The 23,511-nt window shown below is 67.0% G+C and carries 24 protein-coding genes, 2 tRNA genes and 1 riboswitch; of the genes, 17 read left to right on the top strand and 9 right to left on the bottom strand.

Annotated elements, in window-relative coordinates; translation table 11 throughout:
- Window positions 1–13 precede the first annotated feature (13 nt).
- The 4 genes from pheT to dnaB all read right to left on the bottom strand — a co-directional run bounded on the left by pheT (window position 14) and on the right by dnaB (window position 7,048).
- Complete coding sequence (gene pheT / locus Mrose_RS09250) at window positions 14–2,362, bottom strand: phenylalanine--tRNA ligase subunit beta (RefSeq protein ID WP_119277599.1); 2,349 nt, start codon at window positions 2,360–2,362, stop codon at window positions 14–16.
- A 76-nt stretch (window positions 2,363–2,438) separates the two neighbouring features.
- A complete protein-coding gene (gene pheS, locus Mrose_RS09245; protein WP_119277597.1) occupies window positions 2,439–3,500 on the bottom strand; it encodes a phenylalanine--tRNA ligase subunit alpha in 1,062 nt (353 codons plus the stop codon).
- A gap of 406 nt (window positions 3,501–3,906) precedes the next feature.
- The gene (locus Mrose_RS09240; protein WP_119277596.1) at window positions 3,907–5,646 is read right to left on the bottom strand and encodes a VanW family protein; all 1,740 of its coding nucleotides are present in this window, start codon (window positions 5,644–5,646) and stop codon (window positions 3,907–3,909) included.
- 64 nt (window positions 5,647–5,710) lie between these two features.
- Window positions 5,711–7,048, bottom strand: coding sequence for a replicative DNA helicase (gene dnaB, locus Mrose_RS09235; protein WP_119277594.1), 1,338 nt, complete (start codon window positions 7,046–7,048; stop codon window positions 5,711–5,713).
- A gap of 156 nt (window positions 7,049–7,204) precedes the next feature.
- Here dnaB and Mrose_RS09230 point away from each other — a divergent pair.
- A tRNA-Asn gene (locus Mrose_RS09230) sits at window positions 7,205–7,280 on the top strand.
- A gap of 129 nt (window positions 7,281–7,409) precedes the next feature.
- Here the strand turns inward: Mrose_RS09230 and Mrose_RS09225 are convergent.
- The gene (locus Mrose_RS09225) at window positions 7,410–7,904 is read right to left on the bottom strand and encodes a CarD family transcriptional regulator (RefSeq protein WP_119277592.1); all 495 of its coding nucleotides are present in this window, start codon (window positions 7,902–7,904) and stop codon (window positions 7,410–7,412) included.
- A gap of 601 nt (window positions 7,905–8,505) precedes the next feature.
- Between Mrose_RS09225 and Mrose_RS09220 the strand changes: the two genes are divergently transcribed.
- From Mrose_RS09220 to Mrose_RS09210, 3 genes are read left to right on the top strand one after another with little or no spacing between them, the layout of a single operon-like run.
- Window positions 8,506–9,009: a metal-binding protein gene (locus tag Mrose_RS09220; protein WP_119277590.1), complete on the top strand. Its 504-nt coding sequence runs from the start codon at window positions 8,506–8,508 to the stop codon at window positions 9,007–9,009.
- Window positions 9,010–9,061: 52 nt separating this feature from the next.
- Window positions 9,062–9,544: a cupin domain-containing protein gene (locus Mrose_RS09215; RefSeq protein ID WP_119277588.1), complete on the top strand. Its 483-nt coding sequence runs from the start codon at window positions 9,062–9,064 to the stop codon at window positions 9,542–9,544.
- Window positions 9,541–10,689, top strand: coding sequence for an MFS transporter (locus Mrose_RS09210; protein ID WP_119277586.1), 1,149 nt, complete (start codon window positions 9,541–9,543; stop codon window positions 10,687–10,689). Before Mrose_RS09215 ends, Mrose_RS09210 begins: the two co-directional genes overlap by 4 nt.
- Here the strand turns inward: Mrose_RS09210 and Mrose_RS09205 are convergent.
- Complete coding sequence (locus tag Mrose_RS09205) at window positions 10,649–11,287, bottom strand: M23 family metallopeptidase (RefSeq protein ID WP_119277584.1); 639 nt, start codon at window positions 11,285–11,287, stop codon at window positions 10,649–10,651. The two genes, Mrose_RS09210 and Mrose_RS09205, sit on opposite strands and share 41 nt — an antisense overlap.
- Window positions 11,288–11,304: 17 nt before the next feature.
- Entirely contained in the window at window positions 11,305–11,748 is a 444-nt protein-coding gene (gene tsaE, locus Mrose_RS09200) for a tRNA (adenosine(37)-N6)-threonylcarbamoyltransferase complex ATPase subunit type 1 TsaE (RefSeq protein ID WP_119277583.1), read from the bottom strand.
- Window positions 11,749–11,839: 91 nt separating this feature from the next.
- On the opposite strand from tsaE, the gene Mrose_RS09195 reads away from it, so the two are divergent.
- A complete protein-coding gene (locus Mrose_RS09195; protein ID WP_220452308.1) occupies window positions 11,840–12,268 on the top strand; it encodes a DUF6194 family protein in 429 nt (142 codons plus the stop codon).
- A gap of 13 nt (window positions 12,269–12,281) precedes the next feature.
- Here the strand turns inward: Mrose_RS09195 and Mrose_RS09190 are convergent, their stop codons facing one another.
- Window positions 12,282–13,517, bottom strand: coding sequence for an RtcB family protein (locus Mrose_RS09190; RefSeq protein ID WP_119277579.1), 1,236 nt, complete (start codon window positions 13,515–13,517; stop codon window positions 12,282–12,284).
- A gap of 223 nt (window positions 13,518–13,740) precedes the next feature.
- A tRNA-Leu gene (locus Mrose_RS09185) sits at window positions 13,741–13,827 on the bottom strand.
- Between the two features lie 91 nt (window positions 13,828–13,918).
- Window positions 13,919–14,087, top strand: a riboswitch (cobalamin riboswitch).
- Between the two features lie 142 nt (window positions 14,088–14,229).
- Between Mrose_RS09185 and Mrose_RS09180 the strand changes: the two genes are divergently transcribed.
- The 12 genes from Mrose_RS09180 to Mrose_RS09125 all read left to right on the top strand — a co-directional run.
- A complete protein-coding gene (locus Mrose_RS09180) occupies window positions 14,230–15,096 on the top strand; it encodes an ABC transporter substrate-binding protein (RefSeq protein ID WP_119277577.1) in 867 nt (288 codons plus the stop codon).
- 12 nt (window positions 15,097–15,108) lie between these two features.
- Window positions 15,109–16,164 carry a FecCD family ABC transporter permease gene (locus tag Mrose_RS09175; protein WP_119277575.1) on the top strand — a complete coding sequence of 352 codons (1,056 nt, stop codon included), beginning with the start codon at window positions 15,109–15,111 and terminating at the stop codon, window positions 16,162–16,164.
- Window positions 16,157–16,948, top strand: coding sequence for an ABC transporter ATP-binding protein (locus Mrose_RS09170; protein ID WP_182482748.1), 792 nt, complete (start codon window positions 16,157–16,159; stop codon window positions 16,946–16,948). Before Mrose_RS09175 ends, Mrose_RS09170 begins: the two co-directional genes overlap by 8 nt.
- Before the next feature lie 3 nt (window positions 16,949–16,951).
- Window positions 16,952–17,281 carry a hypothetical protein gene (locus Mrose_RS09165; RefSeq protein WP_245969772.1) on the top strand — a complete coding sequence of 110 codons (330 nt, stop codon included), beginning with the start codon at window positions 16,952–16,954 and terminating at the stop codon, window positions 17,279–17,281.
- Window positions 17,278–17,859, top strand: a complete 582-nt coding sequence (gene cobO, locus Mrose_RS09160) for a cob(I)yrinic acid a,c-diamide adenosyltransferase (protein WP_119277571.1) — start codon at window positions 17,278–17,280, stop codon at window positions 17,857–17,859. The genes Mrose_RS09165 and cobO overlap by 4 nt, the downstream gene beginning before the upstream one ends.
- An 11-nt stretch (window positions 17,860–17,870) precedes the next feature.
- The gene (locus Mrose_RS09155) at window positions 17,871–18,497 is read left to right on the top strand and encodes an adenosylcobinamide amidohydrolase (RefSeq protein WP_182482747.1); all 627 of its coding nucleotides are present in this window, start codon (window positions 17,871–17,873) and stop codon (window positions 18,495–18,497) included.
- Window positions 18,494–19,390, top strand: a complete 897-nt coding sequence (gene cbiB, locus Mrose_RS09150; protein ID WP_119277568.1) for an adenosylcobinamide-phosphate synthase CbiB — start codon at window positions 18,494–18,496, stop codon at window positions 19,388–19,390. Before Mrose_RS09155 ends, cbiB begins: the two co-directional genes overlap by 4 nt.
- Window positions 19,383–20,387: a pyridoxal phosphate-dependent aminotransferase gene (locus Mrose_RS09145; RefSeq protein ID WP_119277566.1), complete on the top strand. Its 1,005-nt coding sequence runs from the start codon at window positions 19,383–19,385 to the stop codon at window positions 20,385–20,387. Before cbiB ends, Mrose_RS09145 begins: the two co-directional genes overlap by 8 nt.
- Window positions 20,388–21,791 (top strand): cobyric acid synthase, encoded by a 1,404-nt coding sequence (locus Mrose_RS09140; protein ID WP_119277564.1) that lies wholly within the window; start codon window positions 20,388–20,390, stop codon window positions 21,789–21,791. It abuts the gene before it with no gap.
- Between the two features lie 2 nt (window positions 21,792–21,793).
- Entirely contained in the window at window positions 21,794–22,342 is a 549-nt protein-coding gene (locus Mrose_RS09135; RefSeq protein WP_182482751.1) for a histidine phosphatase family protein, read from the top strand.
- Entirely contained in the window at window positions 22,332–22,862 is a 531-nt protein-coding gene (gene cobU / locus Mrose_RS09130) for a bifunctional adenosylcobinamide kinase/adenosylcobinamide-phosphate guanylyltransferase (RefSeq protein WP_119277560.1), read from the top strand. Before Mrose_RS09135 ends, cobU begins: the two co-directional genes overlap by 11 nt.
- Window positions 22,863–22,871: 9 nt before the next feature.
- The coding region (locus Mrose_RS09125; protein WP_147371599.1) for a nicotinate-nucleotide--dimethylbenzimidazole phosphoribosyltransferase at window positions 22,872–23,511 on the top strand (640 nt) is incomplete at its 3' end.

The following is a 23,511-nucleotide window of genomic DNA, read 5'->3' as shown; positions in this document are numbered from 1 at the left end:
CTGCCAGCGGCTGCTATCTCCGGATCGCGTAGCCCGCTTCCTCGACGGCCGTGATCACCCGCTGCATGTAGGCGTCGGTCTCGGCATCGGTGAGGGTGCGCTCCGGGTGGCGGAAGCTGAGGTGGAAGGCCATGCTCTTCTGCCCCGGCTCGAGCGGGCTGCCCCGGTACACGTCGAAGATTTGCAGGCTCTCGAGGTTTTCGCCCGCGTTGGCTCGGATGATGCGCTCGACCTCGCTGTAGGGCACGGCCTCGGGCACCACCACCGCCAGGTCACGCAGCGAGGCCGGGTACTTGGCCACGTCCTTGAAGGCCGTCTTGGCCTTGGGGAGGGGCAACTCGAGTTCGGCCAGATAGCACGTCGGTAGCTCGGCCTGAGCCGCGATGGCCGGGTGCAACTGCCCGATGGAACCCACCTTCTGAGCGTTCCAGTACACCGCTCCCGAGACGCCGGGGTGCAGGTGGGGGAAGCTTTCCCTTTCCACCCTCAACGCAGACCCCAGATGAGCGGCGGCGCTCTCGAGCAGGCCCTTCAGCGCGTAGAACCCCCCCTCCAGACCCTTCTGCCACAGCCCCGGCACGGCCTCGCCCGCGAGGAGCATCCCCAGCCGGGTGGTCTCGGTCTGGTTGAACACGTTGCCGATCTCGAAGAGCAGGAAGGGGCCTTGCTCGCCCTGGGAGAGGTTGAGCTTGAGGTTGTGCAGCAGGCCCGGATAGATGGCGGTGCGCAGGTGGGTGCGGTCTGAAGCCTGGGGGTTGGCCAGGGCCACGGTGGGGGCGGGAGCCCGGTACTTCGCCAGTTCTTCAGGGCTGCTCCAGGAGTAATTCACCACTTCCTGGAAGCCTAGGCCCACCAGCACGCGCTTGAGCTGCTCCTTGGCCTGGAAAGGCTCGTCCACGCCCAGGTTGTCGGGAGCCGGGAAGAAGGAGGGGAGGGTGACGGGAATCTTGTCGTAGCCGATGATCCGGGCCACCTCCTCGATCAGGTCCTCCTCGATGTCCATGTCCATGCGATAGCTGGGAGGCGTGACCTGGTAGGGCTCCGCGTCGCCTGCCACCTGGAAGCCCAGGCGCTTGAGGGCGTCCAACTGCTCGTCCTTCGCGAAGCTCGAGCCGATCAGCCGGTTGGCCTGGCTGGGACGGAACGCGATGGGCCTGGGGGGCTGGGTGTGGTTGAGGTCGATGCGCTCCTCGGCCACCTCGACCCCCTCGCCCTGCCACTGCTGCACCAGCTCCATGAAGCGCAGGGCAGCCCGCACCTGACCATCCTTGTCCACCCCGCGCTCGAAGCGATAGCTGGCCTCGGTCTTGAGCCCCTGGCGCTTGGAAGTGCGCCGGATGGAGATGGGGTCGAAGTGGGCGACCTCGAGCGCTACCTCCGTGGTGTCCTCGCGTACCTCGCCGCGGGAGCCGCCCATCACGCCCGCGATGCCCTCGGGGATGTTCTGACCTCCTTGCTCGACGGTGATGAGCAGGTCGCGTTCGTTCAACTCGCGCTCCACCCCATCGAGCGTGACCAGCTTCTCGCCCCTCCTGGCCCGCCGCACCCGAATGCCCTCGCCGATGAAGCGGGCGTCGTAGGCGTGGATGGGGTTGCCCAGCTCGAGCATGGTGTAGTTGGTCGCGTCCACCACCAGGCTGATGGGGCGCATCCCGGCGGCATACAGGCGGCGTTGGACGGCGAGGGGTGAGGGGGTGTTCCTGATCCCCCTGGCGTAGGAGAGCGTGAAGCGGTCGCAGCCGTGGGTGTCTTCGATCCAGACCTGGAAGGGGAGGGGGATCTTGCTGGTGCGGGGCCTGGGGTCAGGGTGGAGGAGGGTCATGCCCAGCGCAGCCAGGTCACGGGCAGCGCCATACACCGAGAGCACGTCGGCGCGGTTGGGGGTGATCTCGATCTCGATCACCTGCTCGTCGGGCCAGGCCTCGGCCAGCGGGGTGCCGGGAGGCAGCGCGCCGGCGGGAAACTCCATCAGCCCGCCGGCGTACTCGCCCACCGCCAGTTCCTTGGCCGAGAGGGCCATGCCGTAGGACTCGAGGCCCTGGATCTTCCTCACCCCAATCTCGAGGCCCCCTGGCAGGACCGCCCCCGGCAGGGCCAACGCCACCCCCATCCCCACCCTGGCGTTGGGCGCGCCCGAGATCACCTGCACTTCTCGCCCTGCGTCGAGCACGAGCTTCCTCACTTCCGCACCGGGAATCTCCTCGACCGAGAGCACCCTGGCGAACACCACCATGGGATGAGGAGCGCTCAGGTGCTCGATGGTCTCGGTCTCGTGCCCTAGCCCGGCGAGCAATTCCTCGAGCCGCTGAGGGTTGGGTGCGTCAGGCAAGAACTCTTTGAGCCAGCTATAGACGATTCGCATTTGCAACCTCCGGTTGCGCTTAACGCCCGTCGCAAAACGCTAAACGCAGAAGAATCTTTCGGCGCTGGGCGTTTGACTAGTTTCTGAACTGCCTGAGGAAGGAGAGCCGGTTCTGCTGGTAGAAGTAGCGGATATCCGGGATGCCGTAGCGCAGCAGGGCCAGCCGCTCGATGCCGAAGCCGAAGGCCCAGCCCCTCATGCCCTCGTAGGCGCGGGGCAATCCCATCTTCTGGCGGTAGTCATCGACGGCCTTGAAGACGTTGGGGTGCACCATGCCGCTGCCGCCGAGCTCGAGCCACTTCTCGCGCTCGGCCCACCACATGGCAAACTGGGCCCCCGGCTCGACGAAGGGGAAGAAGGTGGGCTGGAAGCGGACCTTGGCCTCGGGGCCGAAGAGCCCTCTGGCCAGCTCGGTGATGGCTCCCTTGAGGTCGGCCATGGTGATGTCCGGTCCCACCACCAAGCCCTCGAGCTGGAAGAACATGGCCTCGTGGGAGGCGTCGGTTTGCTCGTAGCGGAATACCCGCCCCGGCACCACGATCTTGAAGGGCGGGTTGTGCTGGATCATGTAGCGCACCTGCATGGGCGAGGTGTGGGTGCGCAGCAGTGCCCCGCCGAGGTCGTTGACGTTCTCGGCGAAGGGCCCCCGGATGGTGAAATTCTCGGGCTTTTCCAGCCAGAAGGTGTCCTGCATGTCCCGCGCGGGGTGCCACTCGGGCATGTTGACCCCGTCGAAGTTGAAGAACTCACTCTCGACCTCGGGGCCCTCGACCACGCTGTGGCCCATTCGGCGGAAGATGTCCAGGAGTTCCTGCAGGATCTGGCTGGTAAGGTGCAGCCCGCCGGTGGGGAAAGCATAGCCGGGCAGGGAAACGTCGAGGGCTTCCTTCTCGAGTTGCTCCTGCAAAGCTTTCTCGCGCAACACGGCTTCACGGGCCTCGAGCGCCGCTTCCAGCCGCCCCTTGGCCTCGTTGAGCTGCCGTCCCCGCTCCCTGCGCTCTTCGGGCGTGAGGCTCCCCAGCGTCTTCATCTGCTGGGTCAGCAGGCCGTTCTTGCCCAGGTACTGCACCTTGAGGCTTTGCAGGGCCTCGAGGCTACCGGCGGCTTCGATCTGTCTGAGTGCTGAGTCTACATCCATCGCTCCTCCATCCAAACCCCGTAGGCCCTTAACGAGGACGGGCGGCACGAGGCCGCCCGCGAGAGTGAAAACGCCACCCCCGCAGGCTACCTAAAAAACCACCTCCAGGCCCACATGTTGCCTATGAGCTTAACCTGAGCCGCCTGCTTTCTCAAGGGGTGGTCAGATGTCACAGGGCATAGGCTGAGCAGCGGGTAGGCTTAGCTTGTTCTGGGTGCACCGGGACGGGGGCTAAAACTTTACGAGTTGCGTAGTCCTGCGCTGTCGTCTTTACGTCTTGTGGATACTCGTGCTGACTAATCTCGAGCCTATGGGGGTGAGGTGGAGCGAACCACTTCGCCCTCGCCCTCTTAAAGGGTCGTACGGCATACGCGGCAAAACTTCCAACGCTGATCGCCAGTGCTATTTACCTCGAGGCCCATGGTCGGCTGCCTCCACCCACTTCGGTGCCCGGTCCCACCTGGTACACCGCCCGCCAGGGGCGAAAGTTGGAGTCGAGGTAGTCCACCTTGGTCTCGTTCGAGGCGCTCACGACGGTGCGGGTGATGCGAGTGCGGTAGCCATCGACGGCCCAGTCGACTTGCTTGATTTGGCCGGGGCGCAGGCTGGGCTCCACCACGTATTGCGGGGGAGGGTGGGGGGTGCGGGAGAGGATGGTCGGTGGTGAGACCACGACCTTGCGGCCATCGGGTATCCCGAAAAGCTGCACCCGCACGACGCCTCCCTGGGCGCTGGCCCGCACCAGCAGAGGGCCGGGGGTGTCGTTCTTCATCCGCAGGTTCAGGTAAGGCTGGTAGACCGCTGCGTCGTAGCCGACGATGGGGTCGTACCAGCGCACCCGGTAGGCGTGCGGGTTGCGTTCGACGACGGGCAGGCCGGCCTGGTACAGCGCTCGGAAGGCCGTGGTCGAGACTTGGCAGACCCCGCCTCCCACGCCCTTCACCGTGCGCCCGCCGGAGATCACCAGCGCTTCCTTGAAGCCCCTCTCCGGGCTGATGTCGCCGACGGCCTGGTTAAAGTTGAACTCCTCGCCCGCGGGCACCACGTAGCCGTCGAGGTTACGGGCCGCCGCCACTACGTTGGCTACCCGCTCGGCAGTCGATCCCTTGAAGGAGGTGCTGGCTTCGGCCAGGAGCTCGAGGCCCTCAACCGGCGGCAGGTCGGCGGCCCGAACCCTGGGATAGGCCGGGATGACCGGAAGGTTGACCCCGCCGCGACGGGGGTCGAAGAGGGCGGCCTCGAGCAGGTTCAGCGCGGCCTTCTGGTCGAGCTTCCAGCCCGCTTCCTCGGGCCTGACCACCAACTGCTCCCCCTGCAGCACGTAACGGGCGTCGGTCGGGTCGCGGTCGAAGGCGCGGGCTACCCGGCGCACGCTGGATTGGATGGCGCTCCGGTTGGCCACGATCTGGCCCTGGGCGAAGCCGAGCCAGGAGGTCAGTTCCTTTCTCGAGATTCCTCGGCTATAGACCTGGCTGCCGGTGTTGTAGACCAGCACGAGGGGGCGTAGCAGCGCGTTGGCCTGCTCGGCCAGGGGCTGCAAGTCCTCCTTGAGGATCCGGGCGGGGAGGAGTATGGGGATGAGCTCGAGCCGGGTGCGGGTGGGGTCTTGCTCGAAGGCCGCCATGGCTCCTGAAAGGTCGAACTCGAAGCCCGACTGCTCGGGCTTGACCACCCAGACCCCTTCCTCAGCCACCAGCCTGGCGTCGAGGGGAGGCTGCTTGACGCTGTTGGCTAGGGCCTCGAGGCGGCTTCGGAGGGTGCCCTGGTCTACCTTTACCTTCAGCGGCAAGGCCACGCCGTGGCGCAGGGCCTCGAAGCGCTCACTCAGCCGCCGGGCCAGGTTCCCCCTCCTTCCCACCTCCAGCGCGGCCTCCACCGTGCCCTCAGGGTCGGGTTGCCAGCCTAGCTCTGAGGCCGCGATCTGGATGGTCCGATCCCTGGCGCTGATGCTGAGGACGGGAGGTTCCAGGCTTCGCGTGGCCTCGGCCACTCGAGCAATGGCCTGCTCGACGTTCAGCCCGCCAAGCGGCACACCTGCTGCCGTAATCCCAGGGTAAACCCGCCCGGCATGGCGTAGCTCGAGGCCGCTCCAACCCACCAGCAGCAAGCCCAGCACACTCAGCATGGCCCAGCGTAGGCCTCTCACAGCGCCCCCATCATAGAGAACCCGGACCCACTCAAACGTTACCCCAAACGGAATTGCCCCAAAATCAGATTTCGTCCTTGGCTAGGTCGTTGAAGCGCACGTGCTGGGCGTGGAATTGCAGGTCAACGGTCCCGGTAGGGCCGTTGCGCTGCTTGCCTACGATGATCTCGGCGATGCCCGCCTTCTCCGAGTGGGGGTTGTAGTAGTCGTCGCGGTAGATGAACATCACCAAGTCGGCGTCTTGCTCGATGGAACCCGATTCCCTCAAGTCCGAGAGCATGGGCCGCTTGTTGGGGCGGGCCTCCACCGCGCGCGAGAGCTGGGAGAGGGCGATGACGGGCACCTCGAGTTCGCGGGCTAGGTTCTTGAGCCCGCGCGAGATCTGGGCGATCTCCTGCTGGCGGTTTTCCCCGGCGTTCCTGCCGTTGTTGGGGCCGGACATGAGCTGCAAGTAGTCGATGACGATGAGTCCCAGCTTCTGCTGGGCCCGCAGGCGGCGCGCACGCGAGCGCAGCTCCATGAGGGTCATGTCCGGGGTGTCGTCGATCATGATGGGGGCCTCGGAGATACGGCCGGCCACGTCCACGAGCCTCGAGAAGTCCCGGTCGGTGAGCTGTCCCTGCCGCAGGCGGTTCATGTCGATGCGGGCCTCGGAGCACATCATGCGGGTCACGAGCTGCACCGCCGGCATCTCCAGCGAGAAGATGGCCACCCCCAGCCCCTCGCGTAGCGCGACGTTCTGGGCGATGGTGAGGGCGAAAGCGGTCTTTCCCATCGAGGGCCTGGCGGCGATGATGTTCAGCGAACCCGGACCCAGACCGCCCAGCATCGCATCCAGCTCGCGGAAGCCGCAGCGGATGCCCTCGGTCTGACCCTGGTTCTCATAGAGCATTTGGATGTGCTCGAAGGTCTCGTGTACCAACTCGCGCATGCTCTGGAACTCGGTCCTGCCGCCCTGGAGCGAGACCTCCAGCACTTTGCGCCCGGCGCTGTCGAGGATGTCCTCCAGGCTCCCGGCTTCCTCGTAGGCCATGCGCATGGCCTCGCCGGCGGCGTTGATCAGCTTACGCAGGGTCCACTTCTCCGCGACGATCCGCGCGTAGTAGTCGGCATAGGCTGCCGTGGGCGTGGTCTCCGAGAGCCCGACGAGGTAGGACAGGCCGCCCACCTCGTCGAGTTCACCGCGGGTGCGCAACTCGTCGGAGAGTGTCACCAGGTCGATGGGTTCGTTGCGGGCACGCAGGTGCTCCATGGCCAGCCAGATCTTGCGGTGGCCCTCTTTGTAAAACGCCTCCGCGCTCAAGGTGCCCTCGAGCCGGTCCAGGACTTCACTGTCGAGCAGCACCGAACCCAGCACGCTGGCTTCAGCCTCGAGGTTGTGGGGAGGAATGCGACCTTCCATAGGGCAATGCTCTCAGAGCGGAGCCCAGTCTACTGACTTGACAGGCCCACTTTGAAGCCCAGGATAGCCAGATGTGATTGGGATTGCACTTGCCAAGAGAGAGGGGCTTTGCTATATTGGCTTTCGCTCTGTTGAGCGCGGCTCACCGAGCCACGTTCCACGGTAGCTCAGTCGGTAGAGCGGTCGGCTGTTAACCGATTGGTCGCAGGTTCGAGTCCTGCCCGTGGAGCCAGATTAACCCGAGACCGAACGGTCTCGGGTTTGCTTATGGCGCGGGGTTGTCTGTCCCCAGCTTCCCGCTAAATTGCCCCTGCACAGAAAGAAGCCCCCGCATGGGGGCTTCTCGCTTCGCCTGGAAGACTTAATTCAGCTCCTCGCCCCAGGCATCCTCGAAGAGGGCGCGGGCCTCATCCAGGCTCACCTCCATCACCTGGGCGATTTCCTCGGCCAGGAGGTGCATGGCCCGGCGGAAAGCCTGGCGGTCGAGGTCGGGGAGGCCCTTCTCGAGGTCCCAGGCCCTGAGCTGGCCGGCCAGGGTGGCGATGCGGTACGGATCGCCCTCGGCCAGGATTTCAGTGGTCCTGCGGTGACGGGCGGCCCACTGACGGGGTAGGGGCAGGCGGCCTTCGCGCAGGAGGTGCAGGATCTGAGGAATCTCGTCAGGGCCTAGCGCGGGGCGCATTCGGGTGATCTGCGGGGCTTCTACAGGCACATAGGCTTTGGAGCGGGTGCCAGGAAAGTCCACCTGATAGTAGTCACGTTCGCTGCCTGAAATGGTCCTTTGCGCGATTCCCGAAACCACCCCTACGCCATAAGGCGGCAGAACAACCTTATCCCCAGGACGATATTCTCTCACCGACGACTCCTTTCGTGAGCACCCAGAGAGTTAGCGGGTGCGAAGCTCTGTTTTCCCGTGGTATTCACCCGCAGGCGATCTCCCCAAAAAACTGGCGCGGGGGAAAAGGATGACCCGCGCTCGAGAGGTTGAGTTTTGGAGGATTATTGGGGAAGCTAGGAGGCTGCGCATCCCCGATCCCCAAGAGAGGATGGTTTTGCGCAGAAGAAGCGCCTGCGAGGCGACCTCGAGCGTTGTCTCACGGTTGTGGGCAAGTCGAGGCACCACGGTCACGCCCATAAATATATCATGCCAACCCCCCCCTTGTATGAGAGCATTGGTTCGCTGGATGGAGAAATGTGACTGGGAATTTGTCCAGGACGGATTCTTTGAACACCTTGTCCTGGGGGTGCGTGAGGATCAAATCTGAGAAACCGGTATTTGGGCAACAATTGGCGTAAAACCTCGATTTTGATCGGAAACCACGAAAAACGACCCCTCGAAAGGGGGGGTTTGACCGGTTCTTGTGTGCTTCGAGTATGCAATGGATAGGGGCGCTAAATCAAGGGGTAGGCGGGAGATGGGCCTTGCGGGCTGGCTGTAAGCGGCTATATTAGGGCTCGTGCCGTCGGGTCGGGTTCATGAGGCCATCAACCTTTGCGTCTTGGGTTTGGGCAGCGCGGGCTACCTGGCCCTCAAGGGTTCTTTCGACCTCGAGGACCCCACGGCCTTGGCCTTCGTGGCGAGCTACTGCGTAGGCACCTTCCTCATCACCCCGGATCTCGACCTCGCCGAGCGAAGCGTGCGGGCCAAAGGTCGCTGGGGCTTGTTGGGGTGGCTTTGGGTCCCCTACGGGCTCATGTTTTCCCACCGGGGGCTGTCCCACACCTGGTTCATCGGGCCGCTGACCCGCCTGGCATACCTGCTCCTGCTAGGAGCAGCGCTGTTGTGGGTTGGGGATGGGCTGCTGCGCTATTTGGGCATCTCGCTCAACCTACAGGGGCGCATCGCCGTGCCCCCCGGCGAAATCCTGTGGGCAATGGCCCTGGGATACTACGTTTCGCAGTGGCTCCACCTCGTTGCTGACGGGATGTGGCCCGACCTCCCGCGCCGCTCGCGCCGATAGCCGTTGGGGACGATGCTGGATCGTGGGGCTAGTCTGCCTATACAATCGCGGGGTGCCCCTCCCTGCTGCTGAGTATTGGATAGAGCGGCTCGGCCTGAAGCCTCACCCCGAAGGGGGGTATTACGCCGAAACCTATCGTGCAGCCCAGACCCTCCCTAACGGTCGCCCTGTCGCAACAGGCATCTACTTCCTGCTCGAGCACGGCAACTTCTCGGCCCTGCACCGCCTGAGTTCCGATGAGATGTGGCATTTTTACACAGGAGATCCCCTGATGGTCCACCTGATCGAACCCATGGGTGCTTACCGTACCCTCCGGCTGGGGCCGGGCCTCGAGGCGGGCCAGTCTTTCCAGGGGTTGGTTCCGGCGGGCTGCTGGTTCGGCGCGACGGTCGAGACGCCAGGCGGCTATGCCCTGGTGGGCTGCACGGTGGCTCCAGGTTTCGACTTCGCCGACTTCGAGCTGGCCGAGCGCGAGGCCCTGACCCGACTCTACCCTCAGCACCGCGCCCTGATCGAGCGCCTGACCCGCTCATGAAAGCCACCCTCGCGGTCTTTCCTATCACAAGGCTCGCGGTCACGACCGTCTTCTTCGTGTGTGGCCTGGTGACCGCGGCCTGGGTGGCCCGAATCCCGGCCATCAAGGCCAGCCTTAACCTGAGCGCCGGAGAACTGGGACTGGCCCTGGCCGGGATGCCCATCGGGCTGGTGCTGGCGATGCCCGTGACGGGCTTTGCCATCGCCCGGCTGGGCAGCCGCAGCGTGCTGATCTGGGCATCCTTCGCCTTTAGCCTGATCCTGCCCTTGCTGGGCCTCGCTCCCAACGCCTGGTGGCTGTGGGCGATCCTGCTGGCCTTCGGCTTCGCCAGCGCCGCCATGGACATCTCCATGAACGCCCAGGCGGTGGAGGTGGAAAAGGCCTACAACAGGCCGATCATGTCGGGCTTCCACGCCTTCTTTAGCCTGGGGGGGCTGGCCGGGGCGGTGCTCGGGGGCTGGGCTGCTGCAGCCGGGTTGGGCCCGCTGGCTTTTTTCCTGCTGTGTGCGCTGGGCTCGAGCCTCCTCCTGCTGTGGGCCACGCGCCACCTGCTCGCCGCCACCCTCGAGGCGGGCGCGCCGGGTTTTGCCCTCCCGCGCAATGCCGTGCTCCTGGGGCTGGGGGTGATCATCTTCTGCACAGGGCTGGGGGAGGGGGCCATGGCCGACTGGAGCGCGGTCTACCTGCGCGAGGTGATCGGCACCACCGAGGCCCTGGCGGCTTGGGGCTACGCGGCCTTCTCGCTGGCGATGGTGGCGGGCCGCCTCAGCGGGGACTGGCTCACGCATCGAGTTGGTCCGGTGCGGCTGGCCCGGCTGGGTGGCTTGCTGGCCGCTGCTGGCCTGGCGGGGGCGCTGCTGGCGCAGGGACCTGTGCCGGTGCTGCTGGGCTTCGTGCTGGTGGGGCTGGGCTACTGCCCCCTCTTCCCCCTGGTCTTCAGCGCCGCGGGCCGGGTGGAGGGGGTTCACCCCGGCGTGGCGCTGGCCTCGGTGGCTACGCTGGGCTATTTGGGCTTCCTGCTGGGGCCGCCCTTGATCGGCTGGATCGCCCAGATCAGCTCGCTGCGCCTGTCCTTCGCGCTGGTGGCCGCCCTGGCTTTGTGTATCAGCGCGCTGGCGGGGCTTTTGCGCCGCCCGCAGGCCTGACTTCGACCTTGCTCAGGGTTTTCCAGTCGCGGTCTTTGAGCAGCACCAGTGGGTTGATCACGCGCTCGTCGCCGTTCCACCAACTCCCGTAGACGCCAAAGTGCAGGTGGGGCGGGGTGGTACGGGCGTTGCCGGTATTGCCCACGTAACCCAGCAGGGTGCTGGGGGTGACCTCCTGGCCCTCCTCGAGCTCCTTGGCATAAGCGTCCAGGTGGGCATAGTAGTAGCGCCGCCCTCCCGGTCCCAACACGTAGACGTAGTTGCCCCCGAGTTGCCCATAGCCCGTCCGGATCACCACTCCCTCGGTGGCCGAGTAGACCGGCGTGCCCTTGGGGGCGAAGATGTCCTGCCCCTCATGCCTGCGCCCGCCTGGTCGCGGAGCCCCGAAGGTGTCGGCGACCTCTCGCACCCGCACTCCGCGCACCGGCATGAGGATCTCCTTATCCGGCGGCAGGCTGTGCATACGGAAGTCCCAGGGAGGCGGCTCTTCCTGGGCGGCGTCACTCGTGTTCTGCGGTACAGCCTCTTCGGTAGGGCGTTCCTTGAGCAAAACGCACGAGCTCAAAAGCAGCCACATGGCGAGCAGCAGCGGGCGCATTTCCGTCTCCAGGGGGTCTATTCCTCAACGTTGAACCGTTCGGCCACTTCTCGGTAAGCCGGGGCATGGGGAATGAGGCTGGCCTGCCGGGTGTCGTTTTGGGGGGTCAGGCGCACCTCGAGGCTGTCCGGGAAGACTTCCGGTTTTCCCCACTCTACCAGCACGCAGCGGGCCTCGGGGAGGTAGTCCTCCAGGCCAAGGCTGAAGAGCTCCTCCTGGTCGGCCAGGCGGTAGGCGTCGATGTGGACGATGGGGCCTTGGGGGGTGGGGTACTCGTGGATGAGGGTGTAGGTGGGGCTGGTCACCTCGCCCTCGAAACCCAGCGCCTCGGCCAGGAACTTCACCAGCGTGGTCTTGCCCGCGCCCATCGGGCCGGTGAGCAGCACCAGCGCCCCTTCAGGCAGGGCGAGGGCCAGCCTGTGGGCGAAGGCTCGAGTCGCGTCCAGGTCCCTCAGCAGCACCGGAATAGTTTATCGTCTGTGCATTCATGAGACGGCCAAGCCCGGACTTCTGTGAAATGGTATGGTCCTCGATGAGGATGGTGCTTGGTCAATGGCGGTATTTCTGAGGGGTGTATATGAGTCCGAAGAGAGCAATCTACATGGGGACAGCTATTTCTTCTACGACCCCGAGCGTAAATTCCCCTTCGCCACCCTGCTCACCAGCAACGCCCACGACCAGGCTTCCGACCTCGACCGGCCTGGGGTTTTCCGCCTGAACATCGGCGTCGGGAGCGACACCTACCACTCCATGTTCGGCCAACAGCCCCCCTTCCCGAGGGACGGCGGGATCGTGAACACCGGCCACGACTTCACCGCGCTCGACCAGATCATGCCCCACCCCGTCTACGCGGCGATGTCCTGGGTCTGCGTGCTCAATCCCGGCGAGGCCACGCTCGAGGCCGTGAAGCGGCTGCTGGCGGAGGCCTACGAGCTGGATGTCAAAAAACACGCTGAGCGGAAAGCTCGTGGCGGTTCCTGAGCGACACCCAGGGTCAGTCCTTGTAGGGGTCGAACTCGTTGGCCCCGGCCATCACCACGATCAAAGGACGCAGGGTGTGCAGCACCTCGACGGTCTGGCCCTGGGCCTCGAGCACCTCCGGCAGGCGGCGGTAGACGTGGGGGCTCTCGTCGAGGCCGCCCCCGCGCAGGATGACGCCCTTCTGCTTTAGCCACTTCCTCATCGCGCCCTCCGTGACCTGGCCGGGCCGCAGGACCTTCCCGGTCTTGCGGTCTATCTTGCCCAGGGCCTGGCGGCGGCTCATCACCCGGCCCGCGCCGTGAATGGTGGAGAAGAGCGCGGCTTCCTGCAGGGCGCGGGTTTCAGGGGCGGCGTTCACGGTGCCCTGCAGGATCACCGCGTCGTCGCCCATGCTGCCGCCCACGAAGCTCTTCTGGCCGGGGAAAGCCGGGGTTGCGCCCTTGCGCACGACGATGTACTCTTCCCCGCCGTGAGTTTCTTTCCAGGCGAAGTTATGGTGGTTGTGGACGAGCTCGAGCTCCCGCCCGCCCAGGATCTGCACCACCTTGCGGGCCACCCACTCCCGGCCCACGTAGGCGTAGCGCCCGGCCAGGTTCATCAGGGTCCAGTAGGCTTTGCCGAGCTCGGAGTTCAGATCGAGCAGGGCCTCCACCTCCGCACCCCTCGAGCCCCAGGGGCGGTTCTGCGACAGGGCCATGAAGCCCGAGGCGATGGTGTGCCCCAGGCCCCTCGAGCCGAAGTGCACGCCCACCCAGATGCGCTCCGCTTCGTCGGCGAACACGTCTACGTAGTGGTTGCCCAAGCCCACGGTGCCGAGCTGGGCGCGGGCCTTCTCGCGCAGGGCTTTGCGCTCGGCCTTGCCGGGGATGGCTTCCCAGGCCGCGTCCTCGAAGAGGGGGTGGTCCACCGGGGCGTCGTCCGCCCGGTTGGTGCGGCCTAAGCCGAAGGAGATGGAGCTGGCGATCTCCTCGGCGATGGCCTCGAGGTGGGGCTGAATGTCTTCCAGGGTGAGGTCGGTGCGGATGGCCGCGTTGCCGCAGGCGATGTCGAAGCCAACGCCCGCTACCGAGACCTTATCGCGGTAGGCCGCCACCCCGCCCACGGGCATGATGTAGCCAAAGTGCCCGTCCGCCATCAATGCGGCCCGCTCGGCGCGGCTGGCCACGTCGCGAAGCTGCCCGAGGGTCTGGGCGTCGTGCTGACCGAATACGGGGATTCCGTCCTCGAAGCGCATGGTTTTCACCTCCATGATTGCAGGTTTCCTCTGGCCGGTTTGTGCAGCGCTTCAGTGCATGAGGCATGAAAAAAGCCCGCTGCGCGAGCGGGCCGGGATGAAAAAAGCTCTCAGCCGATGCGACAACCCCCCACCCGCGTGATCATAGGTCGGAAATTCTGGCTGGGTCGAGGTATCAGGCTGAACATGCGCTTGGCTCCAAAAGAGCAGGGGCGATTCGATGGATCGCCCCTGCGTCTGGTGCCGGGAGCGGGACTTGAACCCGCATGAGCTTGCGCTCGCTACCCCCTCAAGATAGTGTGTCTACCAGTTCCACCATCCCGGCGAAGGCAAAGGACAGTTTAGGAGTCAGCCCTGGGCTTGTCAAGGAGGCGTGGTGGGTGTAGTGTGGCCCCTGAGCCCGCTAGGGCCAAACAACCCGGCTGAAAGTCCCTGGTGCTGTGGCGCGTAGTCGCAGCTTAAAGTGGGGAAACCGGTGAAGCAGGTAACTGTGTATTCCGGTACTGTCGCGCAGCGGTGAGGGTGCATGGGGTCTGAAGGACCACCGCCTCGAGTCCGAATACCTGCCAGGGAGTCTCCCGACCCGATTAGGGAGACACCTCTCGCACGAAGAGGGAGTATTCGGGGAAATCACCGCTTTTGATGCCCCTGCTCCCGCAGGGGCATTGTCTGTGCCCCAACCTCGGCGTGAAGGCCGGGTGCCCGTGGACGAGCTCAGGAGGCATGGATGAAACGCGGTTTGTTGTTTCTCGTCAGCTTGCTCTTGTCGGTGGCTCTGGCTCAGTTTCCCCGCACCGTCACCGACGACGCAGGCCGTTCCGTAACGCTGAAAAAAGCGCCACAGCGCATCGTGAGCATGCTGCCCTCGGCCACCGAGACCATCTGCTCGCTTTCCGAGGCGGCCTGCAAGCGCATCGTGGCGACCGACCAGTTCTCCAACTGGCCTGAGATGGTGAAGGGCCTGCCCAAGGCGGGCGGGTTCATCAACCCCAACCCCGAGCTCATCGTCTCGCTCAAGCCCGACCTGGTGATCATCAGCCAGGGGAGGCTGCTGGAAGCGCTGGAGCGGGCCGGGCTTACCGTGTACGTGACCAACCCTAAGACTTATGACGACATCTTCCGCACGGCGCGGGCTTACGCCGAGTTGCTGGGGCTCAGGGCCGAGGCGGAGCGGCTGGTGGCGCGTGTACAGGCCGAGGTGTTCGCCCTTGAGACCCGTGCGGCCAAAGCTTCCGAGCGCCCGCTGGTCTACTACGAGATCGACCCCACCCCCTACACGGTAGGCCCCTCCTCCTTCATCGGGACGCTCATCAGCAAGGCCAGGGGACAGAACATCATCCCCGCCGAATTGGGCCCCTTCCCCAGGATCAACCCCGAACTGGTGGTGCAGAAGAAGCCGCAGGTAATGGTGGTGACCCACCCGGAGGTGTCGGCGATCAGAAACCGTCCGGGGTGGGCCAGCGTGCCGGCGGTGAGGAACAACCGGATCTGCGCCTTCAGCGGTGAGGCCTCCGACCTGCTCTCGAGGCCGGGCCCGCGGGTAGCCCAGGGGTTGAAGCTCTTGATCGAGTGCTTTCACCCCAGCCTGAAGTGAGGCGGCTTTAGGATGCGGAGGGCTTCCCTGCAGGCCGCGCTATCTCCCCGGTCAGGAGGGGCTTGGGGTGGACGACGCCTGCTGGTCTTCGCCGGCCTCTTGCTCCTGCTGGTTCTGGCCTTCGTCGTGGGGGTGGGGCAGGGGGCGGTGAGCATTGCGCCGCTCGAGGTCTTCCGTGCCCTCGCCGGCTTGCAGGAAAACCCCATCGTCACCGACCTGCGCCTGCCTAGGGTGCTGGGGGCCGTGCTGGTTGGCGCGGCTCTGGGGCTGGCGGGGGCGGCCTACCAGGGGTTGTTCCGCAACCCGTTGGCCGACCCCTACCTGATGGGCGTGGCCGCGGGGGCGGCTTTCGGCTTCACGCTCTCGATCAGCTTTGCCGGGATGGTGGGGGCCTTCGGGGGGGCGCTGTTCTTCGCCAGCGTACCCGGCTTCGCCGCCTTCGGGGCCTTCGTGGGCGCGCTGCTAGCGGTGGCCTTCACGCTGTTGCTGGCGGGCGGGGCGGCCCGCAGCCACGACCTGATCCTGGCCGGGGTGGTGGTGGGCAGCATTCTGACCGGGCTCTCCACGCTGGTGCTGTTGCTCGACTCCGACCGCATCCGCGAGGTGTTCAGCTATACCTTGGGTAGCCTGGCTTTCATGGGCTGGCGAGGGGTGGAGGTGATGGGTGTCGCGCTGGTGGTGGCCTCACCCCTGCTGCTGGGGTTGAGCCGGGCCCTCAACGCGCTCTCGCTGGGCGAGGAGACCGCCCGCAGCCTGGGCCTGCCGCTGCCCCGGCTACGCCTGCTCTTGATCGCCCTCTCCACCCTCCTGACCGCCATCGCAGTGGTCTACGCGGGCATTATCGGCTTCGTGGGCTTCGTGGCCCCCCACATCCTGCGCCGGCTGGTGGGGGGCGACTACCGCTTTTTGCTGCCCGCTTCTGCGCTGGGTGGAGGGTTGTTGCTGGTACTGGCCGACCTGCTGGCGCGGGTGGTGGCCCGCCCCACCGAACTGCCGGTGGGGGTGGTCACTACGCTGCTGGGGGGGCCGTTCTTCTTGTATTTGCTGTGGAGGGCAAGGCATGCTTAGCGCTGGGCGTAAAACGCAAGGTGCAGAGGGGCTCCGGGCCGAGGGGTTGAGCTTTGCTTATCGGGGAAAACCCGTCCTCACGGAGGTCGGCCTCGAGCTACGCCCTGGGGAGTGGCTGGCCCTTTTGGGCCCCAACGGCGCGGGGAAATCGACGCTGCTGCGGCTGCTGGCGGGGTTGCTTAAGCCGAGCGCGGGGCGGGTCGAACTCGATGGCCAACCGCTGGAGGGGGTTACGGGCTACCGGCGCGGCCAGACCATCGCCTTCCTGAGCCAGAACGGCGGCTACCCCGAGGACATGACGGTGGAGGAGGTCGTGCGGCTGGGGCGTACCCCCCACCTGGGGCTCCTCAAGCGTGAGGGCAAGGAGGACCAGGAGGCCGTGGAGTGGGCGCTCGAGCAGACCCAGACCCGGCCCTTCCGCCACCGCCTGCTGCCCACGCTCTCGGGCGGGGAGCGTCAGAGGGTGCTGTTGGCGCGGGCTCTGGCGGCCAAGCCACGCTATTTGCTGCTCGACGAGCCCACCGCTCACCTCGACCTGCACCACCAGGCCGAGTTCGTGGCTTTGCTGACGAGCCTGCGCGCAGGGGGCATCGGCATCCTCACGGTGCTGCACGACCCCAACCTGGCCCTGCGGGCCGACCGCGTGGCCTTCCTCAGCGCAGGCCGCATCGTGGCCGAGGGCGAGCCAAGAACGATCGTCACCCAGCCGATTCTGGACCACGTCTACGGCCCGATGGTGCGGGTGCACGAGGTCGAGGGGCGCCCGGTGGTGCTGCTGGGGTGAGCCGTGCCGAAGACCTCGAGCCCCCTGACCCGTTGCAGCCTCAAGGTGACCGAGCGGTTGCTGCTGTTGGACCTGGGCGAGGTGCGCCGGGTGCGCTCGCAGGACGGGCCCTGCTTGGTGCGCTACCTGGTGGTGGTGCGTGAGCGAGGTCCCTACGGCCCCCTGCTCGCACGGGAAGGGGTCGCGGCGGCCCAGGCGCTGGTGTATGCGCTGCCCGTGGACCTGCTCGAGTTCAGCTTCGATGCTCGGGGCCTGAGCCTGCCGGGGCTGCGCTTCTACGCTTGCGAGCCGGAGTTCGTGGAGACGCCCCTGTACGCCTGGTTGGAGGGATGATGGCGCAGGACTGGCGCGAAGAGGTTAAGACCGAAAAACCCTACCGCAAGCCCACCGGCCAGCGGCGGGGCTTGGTCATCGTGAACACCGGCGACGGCAAGGGCAAGACCACCGCCGCGTTGGGATTGGTGCTGCGGGCGGTGGGGCGCGGGTACACGGCGCGCATCTTCCAGTTCATGAAGCACGCGGGGGCAGCCTTCGGCGAGCACCGGGCGCTGGAAAGGCTGGGGGTGGAGATCGAGGGCCTGGGGGATGGCTTTAGCTGGACCTCGAAAGACCTCGAGCGCTCGGCGGCACTGGCCTACGCAGGCTGGCGGCGGGCCAGGGAGGCCGTGTTGGGGGGAGAGTACTTCCTGGTGGTGCTCGACGAGATCACCTATCCCATCCGCTACGGCTGGGTGCCGCTCGAGGAAGTCCTGGAAACCCTACGCCAGCGGCCCAAAAAGGTCACGGTGGTCCTCACCGGGCGGGGTGCTCCCGAACCCCTGATCGAACTCGCCGACACGGTGAGCGAGGTCAGGAAGCTCAAGCACGCCTTCGACGCCGGGGTTCCAGCCCAGCGGGGGATCGAACACTAGGAGGGGTGGGCGTGTGGCCGAAGACGACCCTGCGCCATAAGACCCTGATCGTGGATCTGGGCGCTTCGCGGCGGGTGCTCTCGAGCGCCCCCTTTCGGGGTGGCCCCAGCTACAGCCGCTACCTCGTGAACCGCACCGTGCCGAAGGACTTCTGCCCCCCGGACGTGGTGGGCGTAGTCCGGGCCGAGTTGGAAGGGCTGGGCCTCCCCCCCAGCGCCTGCGTGGCCCACCTGACCGCGGTGGACGTGGCCGCCTATGCCTACGCCGAGGCGGAGGAGCAGGGGGTGCTGGCCCAGGTCTGGCTCACCGCGGGCCTGGGTAACCTCGCCTCGCCGGGGCTTTCCCCGCTCGCGTCTCCCCGTCCGGGGACCATCAACGTGCTGGCGGTGCTCCACGCCGATCTGGCCGAGGCGGCCATGGTGGAGGCGGTGCAGGTGGTGAGCGAGGTCAAAGCCCGCCAACTCAGGCAGCGCGCCACGCGGGAGGGCTACCCCGCCACCGGCACCAGCACCGACACGGTGAGCGTGGCCCTGCTGGAGGGGCCCCGGCAGAACTACTGTGGGGCGGTGACCCCGGCGGGGCGGGCCCTGGGGCGGGCGGTGGACAGGGCCCTGTCGGCGGCGCTGGAGGGTGCGTGAGCATATTGCTGGCGATGCTGCTGGACTGGCGCTTCGGCGAGCCACCTGCGAAGCTGCACCCCGTGGTCTGGATGGGCCACTACCTGCGGTGGGCGGAACGCTGGCTGAAAGGGCGCGCTCCTCGAGCCGCCCTCGGGCTGGGGGCCGTGAGCTGGCTGCTGGGGGCCGGGCTGGTGGTCTTGGTGTACTGGGCCCTGGCGCGCCTGCTCGCGCCGCTGCCCGAGTGGGCTGAAGCCGTCCTGGCCGCGCTGCTGCTCAAGCCGCTCTTCGCCTTCCGCATGCTGCTGGGGGAGGCTTTGGCCGTCGAGCTCGAGCTCAGGCAAAGCCTCGAGCGGGGCCGCGCCCGCTTGAGCCGCATCGTCAGCCGGGACACCCGTAGCCTTGATGAGGCCGAGGTGCGCGAGGGGGCGCTCGAGTCGGTGAGCGAGAACCTCTCGGATTCCCTGGTGGCTCCCCTCTTCTGGTTCTTGCTGCTGGGCCTGCCGGGTGCCGCACTCTACCGCTTCGCCAACACCGCCGACGCCATGTGGGGCTACCGGGGTGAGTGGGAGTGGGCGGGCAAGTTCGCGGCCCGCGCCGATGACGTGCTGAGCTGGCTGCCTGCCCGCCTCACGGCGGTGGCCTTGTGGCTGTGTCACCCTGGTTTCGGCTTGACTGCTCTGGCCACCGAGGCCCGCAAGACCCCCTCGCCCAACTCGGGCTGGCCCATGGCGGCCCTGGCGCTGGGGCTGGGCGTCCGGCTGGGCAAGCCCGGCGTGTACGTGCTCAACCCCAAAGGCCGCCGCCCCACGACGCGGGACTTCGGCGCGGGCCTGGCCTGGACGGCTCGAGCTGGCTGGATCTGTGGTCTGGTCTTCACCCTCTTCGAGCTATGGAAGGCAGCCTATGCTTGACGACGTGCTCAGGCCCATCCACGGTGGGCCCGACGGTGGCCCTGAGCCCCGCTATGACTTCTCCACCAACGCCAACGCCCTGGGCCCCGATCCCTTTGCCCTGGAGGTTATCCGGGCCGCCGATCCCAGCCGTTACCCCGACCCGCTCTACGTCGAGTTGCACCGGGCCATCGCCCATCATCACGGCGTGGGTCCCGAGCAGGTGGCGGTGGGCTCAGGCAGCAGCGAGCTGATTCATCGTCTCGTTCGTTGGCGTTGGCTCAGGGGCCCTATGCTCATCCTGCCGCCCACCTTTTCCGAGTACGCCCGCGCCGCCCAGCCCGCCGAGTTGCCGCTGCTGAAGGCCCAGGGCCCTCGGGAGTTCCTCGAGCTCTTGCCCAGGGCCACCCTGGCCTTCTTGTGCGTGCCCAACAACCCCACAGGCGAGGTCTATTCCTTCCTCGAGGAGGCCGCCCGCCGGGCCGAGCGGGGGAAGGTGGCTTTGGTGCTGGACCTGGCCTATCACGCCCTCACCCAGGACCCACCCCCGCTGCCCGAGGGGGTCTGGCGGCTGTACAGCCCCAACAAGGCCCACGGCCTGACCGGGGTGCGAGCGGCCTACCTGCTGGCTCCCTGCGACCTCGCCCACTTCCGCAACCTCGCGCCTTCGTGGGTGCTTGGGGTGCACGGCGAGGCTTTCCTGCGGGCGGTGTTGCAGCCGGCTTCGCGGGGCTGGCTCGAGGCCACCCGCCAAACCCTGTGGCGCTGGCGCGGCGAACTGGCCGAGGGCTTGCGGGAGCTGGGCCTGGAGGTGCGCGAGGGGGTGGCCAATTTCCTGCTGGTGCGGGTGGGGAAGGCCACCCCCGTGGCGCGGGCGCTGCGCGAGCAGGGCGTGCGGGTGCGCGACTGCACCTCGTTCGGGCTACCCGAGTGGCTGCGGCTCTCCGCTCAAGCTCCCGAAGCCCAGCAGGCGCTGCTCGAGGGCCTGCAGGCCGTGCTGCCGGAGGTGAGGCGCTAGATGGCCAAGGCCCTCATGGTCCAGGGCTGCACCAGCGGGGCGGGCAAGAGCTTCCTGGTAACCGCCTTGTGCCGCGCTTACGCCCGGAGGGGCTTGAGGGTCGCGCCCTTCAAGGCCCAGAACATGAGCAACAACGCACGGGTGGTGAAGGGGGGTGAGATGGGCAGCGCCCAGTACTTCCAGGCCCTGGCCGCCGGGGTGGAGCCGGAAGTCCGCATGAACCCCGTGCTCATCAAGCCCGAGGCCGACACGAAAAGCCAGGTGGTGCTGCTGGGCCGGCCCGACCTCGAGCTCTCGAGGCTGCCCTGGGCCGAGCGCAAGGAAAGGCTCTGGCCGGTGGTGCGCGAGGCCCTGCACTCGCTGCTGGAGGACTTCGACCTCCTCGTCCTCGAGGGGGCGGGCAGCCCGGCGGAGATCAACCTCAAGCATGCCGACATCGTGAACATGCGGGTGGCCAAAGAGGCCGGTGCGCGGGTCTTGCTGGTGGCCGACATCGACCGGGGCGGCGCCTTCGCCCACCTCTACGGGACCTATGCGCTGCTGGAGCCCGAGGAGCAGGCCCTGGTGGCAGGGTTCGTATTGAACAAGTTCAGGGGCGACGCTAGCCTGCTTCCTCCCGGCCCCCAGCAGCTTTTCGAGCTCACCGGCGTGAGGACGCTGGGGGTGCTGCCGATGTGGCATACCCATGGTCTGCCCGAGGAGGACGGGGTTCTGGGGCCCCATCCTTCCCAAGGCGCGGGCTTCACGGTGGCGGTGCTGGCCTACCCCCGCCTCTCCAACCTCGACGAGTTCGAGCCCCTGAAGCACCTCGAGGGGGTGCGGCTGGTCTGGGCCAGGAGCGCGCGGGAACTGGCCGGGGCCGATCTCCTGGTCCTGCCGGGCTCCAAGCACACCAGGGCCGACCTCGAGTGGCTGCGCGCGCAGGGCTTGGAGGAGGCCATCCTGGCCCACCACCGCTCGGGTAGGCCGATCCTGGGCATCTGTGGCGGCCTGCAGATGATGGGCGCGGCCCTGCGCGACCCGGAGGGCCTCGAGGGCGGGGGCTCGGCGCGGGGACTGGAGCTGTTCCCCTACCAGACGGTGTGGGTGCGGGAGAAGGTCCAGCGCCGCACCACCCTGAGGCTCCCCCGGCTCGAGGGCTACTGGTCGAGCCTGTCGGGCCTCGAGGTCGAGGGTTACGAGATCCGGCACGGGCGGACGGGCGAGGGCGGCTTGGTCTATGCCCAGGGCAACCTGCTGGCCGTCTACTTTCACGGCTTGTTCGAGAATGAAGGCGTGCTCGAGGGCCTTTTCGGTGGCCGAGCCCCTGGACTCGAGGACACCTTCGAGCGCCTGGCCGACTTCCTCGAGGCCCACCTGGAGCCCGGCGTGTTGGAGAGGCTGATTTCGGAGGGAGTGTCGTGAGCGTGGAAATCTGGCTGGTGCGCCACGGCGAGACCCTGTGGAACGCGGAGGGCAGGCTCACGGGCTGGAGCGACGTGCCCCTGAGCGCGCTGGGCGAAGCTCAGGCAAGGGCCCTGTTCCCGCTCCTTGCCGCAGAGCACTTCGACAGCGTGGTGTCCTCAGATCTTCGGCGGGCCGTTCACACCGCCCGGCTGGCCTATGGCGAGCCCGAGCGGCGGCTTTCGGCGTTGCGTGAGCTGGATTTCGGCAAGCTCGAGGGCCTGAAGTGGACCGACCTCGCCGAGCCCCACAGGATGGCCCTGCTGGAGTTCGAGGGGTTTCAGGCTCCAGGAGGTGAGTCCACGGCCCGGATGCGCTCGAGGGTGTATGGCTTCCTCGAGGGGCTTCCACCGGGGCGGCACCTGGCCTTCACCCACGGCGGCGTGTTGCGCGTGGTGCTGCGGGATTTCGAGCAGGACCGCTTTCTACCACCCTGCGCGGTGGTGGGGCTGGATTGGACGAGGCGTAGGGTATTGTTCGTGCGAGGTGGGGAGGGGCTGGATGGAGGCTAGGCTCATCCTGGTCACGGGCGGGGCGCGCGCGGGCAAGAGCGCATTCGCCCAGGAAGAGGCCCGCAGGTTGGGCGATGGACGGGTGAGTTTCATCGCCACGGCCCAGGCCCTCGACGAGGAGATGAAAGAGCGCATTGCGGCACACCGGGCCGAGCGCCCTCGGGAGTGGCAGACCCTCGAGGAGCCCCTGAACGTGCCCGCCGCCCTGCGCCAGGCCCGCCACGAGGTGGTGCTGCTGGACTGCCTGAGCTTGTGGGTTTCCAACCTGCTGCTGCGCGAGCCGGACCCAGTGGAGAGCAGCCAGGCGCTGCGCCCCTACGTCGAGGAACTGCTGGATGCGCGGCGAGAGACCGGCAAGCGCTTGCTGGTCGTGACCAACGAGGTGGGCATGGGCATCGTCCCCGAGAACGCCCTGGCCCGGCGCTACCGCGACCTGCTGGGCTGGGCCAACGCCCGCCTCGCCCATGAGGCCGGTGCGGTGTACCTGATGGTCGCGGGCCTTCCCCTGAAGCTCAAATAGAGGTGAAGCATGCGATTACCCGAGATCAAACCCATCCAGACCCGCTGGCTCGAGGCCGCCTGGGCGCGGCAGGACAGCCTGACCAAGCCCCCTAGGGCCCTGGCCTACCTGGAAGAACTCTCCGTGCGACTGGCCGCGATCCAGCAGAGCCTGCGCCCCGAGCTGGGCAAGGGAGCGGTCATCGTCTGCGCTGCCGACCACGGGGTGAGCGCCGAAGGGGTCTCGGCTTATCCGCCCGAGGTCACGGGGCAGATGGTGCTCAATTTCCTGCGGGGGGGCGCGGCCATCAACCAGATTGCCCGCGCCGCCGAAGCCGAGGTCTGGGTGCTGGACGTAGGGGCACGCGCCGAGTTCGAGGACCACCCGGCCCTCATCCGCGCAAAAGTGCGCCCGGGCACGGGCAATATCGCCCTCGAGGCTGCCATGACCCCGGCTCAGGCTGAAGAGGCCATAGAGGCGGGCATGGAGGCAGCACGGCGGGCCATCCGGGAGGGAGCCACCCTCCTGGCGGCGGGGGACATGGGCATCGGCAATACCACGGCGGCAGCCGCGCTCACGGCGGCCATCTTGGGACTTCCCGCCGAGGCCGTCACCGGGCGGGGCACCGGCGTGGACGAGGAGGGCTATCGCCGTAAGGTGGGGGTGGTGG

It is taken from the genome of Calidithermus roseus (genome assembly GCF_003574095.1).
Taxonomy (GTDB): domain Bacteria; phylum Deinococcota; class Deinococci; order Deinococcales; family Thermaceae; genus Calidithermus; species Calidithermus roseus.
Note: the sequence above shows the minus strand (reverse complement) of the source record. Positions and strands in the feature narration are given on the sequence as shown.